At 31.4% G+C, this 4,052-nt stretch carries 3 protein-coding genes; 2 read left to right on the top strand and 1 reads right to left on the bottom strand.

Annotated elements, in window-relative coordinates; genetic code table 11:
* Positions 1-382: 382 nt before the first annotated feature.
* Positions 383-1,720, top strand: coding sequence for a chromosomal replication initiator protein DnaA (gene dnaA / locus GSA01S_RS09535; RefSeq protein WP_066126971.1), 1,338 nt, complete (start codon positions 383-385; stop codon positions 1,718-1,720).
* A gap of 164 nt (positions 1,721-1,884) precedes the next feature.
* Positions 1,885-3,033, top strand: a complete 1,149-nt coding sequence (gene dnaN / locus GSA01S_RS09530; RefSeq protein WP_066126968.1) for a DNA polymerase III subunit beta — start codon at positions 1,885-1,887, stop codon at positions 3,031-3,033.
* A 196-nt stretch (positions 3,034-3,229) separates the two neighbouring features.
* Here the strand turns inward: dnaN and GSA01S_RS09525 are convergent.
* Positions 3,230-4,052, bottom strand: an 823-nt coding sequence (locus tag GSA01S_RS09525) for a M15 family metallopeptidase (RefSeq protein ID WP_217994647.1), incomplete at its 5' end; no start/stop codon positions are given.

Below are 4,052 nucleotides of genomic sequence, written 5' to 3'. Positions count from 1 at the left end.
AATTTTAGAACTTTCACATTTTTTTAATATTTCAATAAAGTTATCAACAGATGATCATTACTTTGTGCACAACTCATTTTTTATTGCGAGCTTTGCACATCTTTTTATACAATTATGCACATATAAACAGGTCGGATACTTTTTAAGTATTTATCCACAATTTCTGTGCATAACTCTAACAATATGTGTTATAATAAGCTCGTTAGTTTCATATTATCCACAGAACCTTGTGGAAATTATTGACTTATAAACAGTTATCCACATTTTTTATTAACATGTTGATAACTCTTTTGTTTAAATGTGGATGATTCTATTATCATAGTTATCCACAATTTATGTTATAATTTTACTTACAAAGTAAATTATTAAGTGAGGTGAAGAAATGATTGATAAAGAAGAATTTTGGCAAGGTGTCACGAAATATTTACAAGAAATTTTATCAGATTCTTCTTTTTCTAATTGGGTTAAACCAGTTAAACCATCTAGAATTACAGAAGACACTATTTCTCTAACAGTTCCCAATAATTTAATCAAAACGCGATGGGAAAAACATTTAGCTGGCTATATCCTTCAATATAGTTTGGAATATTATGGTAGAGAAATTTCACCTATTTTTATTGTGGTAGGTGAGGTCGCGAATATTGATTTTCCAGTCGACCCCCCCAGTATGAACCCTGTTAAAGGGAATAACTATGCTTCTGGTTTAAATCCAAATTATACCTTTGATACATTTGTTGTTGGTGAAGATAATAAAATGGCAAACGGTGCAGCTTTAGCAGTATGTGATAGTCCTGGGAAAACTTATAATCCATTTCTTATTTATGGCGGTGTTGGTTTAGGTAAAACGCATTTGATGCATGCGATTGGTAACGAAATTAAACGAAAAAATCCTAATGCACGGATCAAATATGCAACGACTGAGACCTTTACCAATGATTTCATTAATAGTATTACCCATAATAAAACTGAACAATTTAAAAAAATGTATCGTGATGATATTGACGTACTTTTAATGGATGATATTCAGTTCTTATCCAAAAAAGATAAAACACAAGAAGAATTTTTCCACACTTTTAATGATTTATTCAATGCTGGAAAACAAATCGTTTTAACATGTGATCGTCTCCCTAACAATATTGATAGCTTAGAAGAACGCCTAATTTCTCGATTTAAGTGGGGCTTATCTACCGATATTACCCCTCCTGATCTAGAAACTCGAATTGCGATTTTAAGAAAAAAAGCTTTAAATGATAATTTAGACATTAACTCAGAAGCCTTAACTTATATTGCTAATAATGTGGATTCAAATATTCGTGAGTTAGAGGGAGCTTTATTAAGAGTTATTGCCTATGCAGCTATAAGTGGGGAAGAAATTACCACTAATTTAGCTGCAAAAGCCCTAAATGCCTTAATTGGTTCTACTACTGAAAAGGAAACGAATATCAATGATATTATTACAACTGTCGCTAAGTTTTATTCCATTACAGCTGATGATATCAAAGGTTCAAAACGGGTGAAAAATATTGTGTTTCCACGTCAAGTTGCGATGTATTTATCACGTGAACTCACTGATTTATCTTATCCAAAAATCGGAGAAGATTTCGGAAATAAAAATCACACTACTGTGATGCATGGATACGAAAAAATAGCCGAATTAATTGAATCAGATCCACAAGTAAGACAAGAAGTAAAAGAATTAAAACAAAGGCTAAAAAATTAACCTGTGGATAACTTTTAAAGATATCAAGAGACAATCCACATAGTTTTAGACAGGTAGAATGCGTTCATAATAAGCTCTACCATGATTTATCAACATAATCAACAGCACTTATTACTAATACTATTATATATATAATAAACTATATATTATTAAAGGAGTTCCAAATGAAATTTTCTATTAAACGATCTATCTTTTTAAATCAATTATCAAATGTAACTCGAGCTATACCAGGTAAATCCACGATCCCTATTTTAACTGGAGTAAAATTAGATTTAACCAATGATCAATTAACATTAATTGGTAGTGATTCTGAAATTTCTATTGAAAGTATTATTTCAGTAAATGATGATTTAAATGAATTAGAAATTGAAAAAACGGGTAGTGTGGTATTACCTGCACGATTATTTAATGAAATTATCCGGAAATTACCGACTAATAAATTAACGATTGAAGTGAACGATCAATATACAGCTACCATCACATCTGGTCAAGCAACATTTAATGTGATTGGCGTTGCAGGTGACGCTTATCCTAAGTTACCAACAGTAGAAACTACAAACGGTATTAATTTACCTTCTACTATTTTTAAACAATTAATTAATCAAACAATCTTTTCTGCTTCAAATCAAGAAAGTAGACCTATCTTAACTGGACTTCATCTCATTAATAAGGGATCATTCGTTTCAGCGATCGCAACCGATAGCCATCGATTAAGTAAACGAGAAATGCCTTTTACTAATGAAGTAAGCGAAACTGAATTCGAATCGATTACTATACCTAAAAAAACGATGTTAGAGTTAATGCGTATTGCAGAAGATGAACAAGACTTAACGATGATTATCTCTCAACAACAAGTTATTTTCTTGTTAAATGGTGTTACTATTTACTCTAGATTATTAGAAGGAATGTATCCTGATGCCGAACGTTTAATTCCAACAGAATATCAAAGTGAAATTGTAGTGAATTCAACTGAATTTTTAAATGCGATTGATCGCGCTTCATTAATGTCACGTGAAGGAAGCAGTAATGTCGTACAAATGACGATTGAAAATGGAGAAGTGGTATTATCCGTTCGTGGCAACGAATTAGGAAAAGTAGCGGAAGTGATTAAAACTAAAAATATCGAAGGAAAAGATATTAAGATCTCCTTCAACCCAGACTATATGAAAGACGCATTAAAATCATTTGATGGTTCTGATATTTCACTTCAGATGCAATCAGCTGTAAGACCCTTATTATTACAGTTAGACACACCAAGTGAAATTGAAAATAATCGTCTATTACAATTATTAACTCCGATTCGTACACATTAAAATAATAAATAATCAGAATGGGAGTAGACCTGAAGTAGAAAATTATTAAATTTTCTACTTCTGGTTCACTCCCTTTTTTTAATGTACAATTTATGTTTATGCTTTGCTATTTTTCAAATAAAAAACGGTATTAAGAGTAGCTTTATTGAAGTTTAGCTTCATTCTCTTAATACCGTTAATTTTATTATATTTAATTTTAATTTTGATCTAGCTTTTGACGACTATCACGTTCTTGAATCAAGGCAATATATTCTTCTAAAACTAAACCATGTTTATGGATGAATTCAGCGTGTTCAACGCCGACATATCTAAAATGCCACGGTTCAAAATTTATTTTAGTAATATCGGTTTTACCTTCTAAATATCTTAATATAAAACCATAATGATGAGCATTTTCAGCTAACCATTGAGCTGAGGGTTCATATTGGTAACTCACATATAATTCATAACCAAATTCAGCCCCTAATAAATCTACCGCTAATCCAGTAGTATGTTCACTGCCATTACTTGGTGCAACATACTGATCCGTCATGTATTGAGCATCGGCTTCACTATAACCTTCGTATAAATAACTATTAAAACGACTTTCATAGTTAAAAGCTTGTTCAGCAATACTGCGATATCCTGAAATGAAATTATAGTAATAACCTACCTCAGCAGCTGCTGCACGCATTTCGGCTAAAGGAGCGGCCATTGCTTCGTGATAAGGTTGGCCATTTTCAGAATAAACAAAAGGAATGTAAGGATCGTATTCTAATAAATTATCGCGGTTAACTAAAAATAATAAAGGATTATCTATACTCGCTGTTTCTGGCAACTCTTTAATCAATTGATCAATGGTTATCGAATCGTCACTTGGGCGTATAGCCTCAACATCTGGTAATTGATAAGTGGTCTCAGTTTGTGCTTGAATATTCGAAACGCATAAGATACTTAACAAAAGTAAAAACAAAGTAAAAATTTTATTTTTCACAATATTCTCCTTTAATAATGAATTGTTTTTATTATATCTTGGATAG

The organism is Globicatella sanguinis NBRC 15551 (genome assembly GCF_001552295.1).
Taxonomy (GTDB): domain Bacteria; phylum Bacillota; class Bacilli; order Lactobacillales; family Aerococcaceae; genus Globicatella; species Globicatella sanguinis.
Note: the sequence above shows the minus strand (reverse complement) of the source record. Positions and strands in the feature narration are given on the sequence as shown.